This is a genomic window from Oleiphilus sp. HI0066 (assembly GCF_001635725.1).
This window is the reverse complement of the sequence record NZ_LWFH01001632.1, coordinates 1-1,038: the sequence shown is the minus strand read 5'-3', so window position 1 is coordinate 1,038 and position 1,038 is coordinate 1. Positions and strand designations below refer to the sequence as shown.

At 47.1% G+C, this 1,038-nt stretch carries 1 protein-coding gene; it reads right to left on the bottom strand.

Annotation, left to right across the window (positions count from 1 at the left end):
• A partial coding sequence (locus tag A3738_RS31545) for a hypothetical protein (protein ID WP_197474039.1) occupies positions 1-1,038 on the bottom strand: 1,038 nt, incomplete at both ends.

Here is a 1,038-nt window from a genome sequence, read left to right as displayed (position 1 = left end):
CGATCTAAGAGATAGCCGGCCATTTTTTCATCGTTAGATAAATAGGCGTATAGCCGATCCCCAAGCAAACCCTCAATGACAGGCGCCCATACTGGCTCGACCTGAATTGATTCTATTAAGGTTTCAAGCTCGCCTTTAGCCTTAGCATGCAGATCAGTTAGACCTGCGCCAACATTACCTTTAGATACTACATCGCGCTGAATCGTTTCTAATGAAACCAATTCTGCCTGCTTCTGGGCAATTTCACTTTTTCGTTCTGCAGTCGCTTCACGACTTTCTTGGACAACGGCCTCAAGCCTTTCAACATCTTCTTGCCTAGCGAGAACGCTTGATTCAGATTCTTCCAAAACGCACGTCAACTCAGCTAACTCTTCACCCACACCTTGATAGCCCAACACATCCAATTCTTCTGAAAGGCGATTTTTGTCATCATCAAGTGAAGCAACGCGTTCCTTTGCTTGATCTGCTTCGCGCTGGAAACGCGACAAGTTCGACTTCGCATCCTCCACACTATGTCGCGTATCCGTGTAAGCTTCTTGCATTTGCTGATTAAGATCTAACCAAGAGGCGTACGCCATCTCAGATTCTTCAAGCTTTAATTCAGCCGCCTCTTGCTGCTCAATCACGATCTCAATTTCGGGCTCTATCTCAGCGATACTTTCGGAAACAAGCTCTCTTTCTTCCAACCCTTGCCGCAAGCGATCTTCAGCAAGACGTATCTGCTCAGTAAGACGAATGCGTTCAGACTCAGCTCGTTGCAGACGCTGACTCTCAAATTTCAACTCTTGCTCGATCTTTGCGATCTCGGCGCCAGATTGATAGTAACGAGCCTGCACCGATTGCATCGCTTCGGCAGACTCTTCTATATTCGAACGCAACACCTCAATTTTTGATTGCCCAGTTGCCTTATCAAGCACCAAGCTTTCGACCGCCGACTCACAACGAGCCGACTTAATCTCCAACTCCTGTTTTTGCTCATCCAAACCTAGCCACTGCAAAGCAGATATTTTTGCCTTCAGCGCACGTTCATTTGCCTTG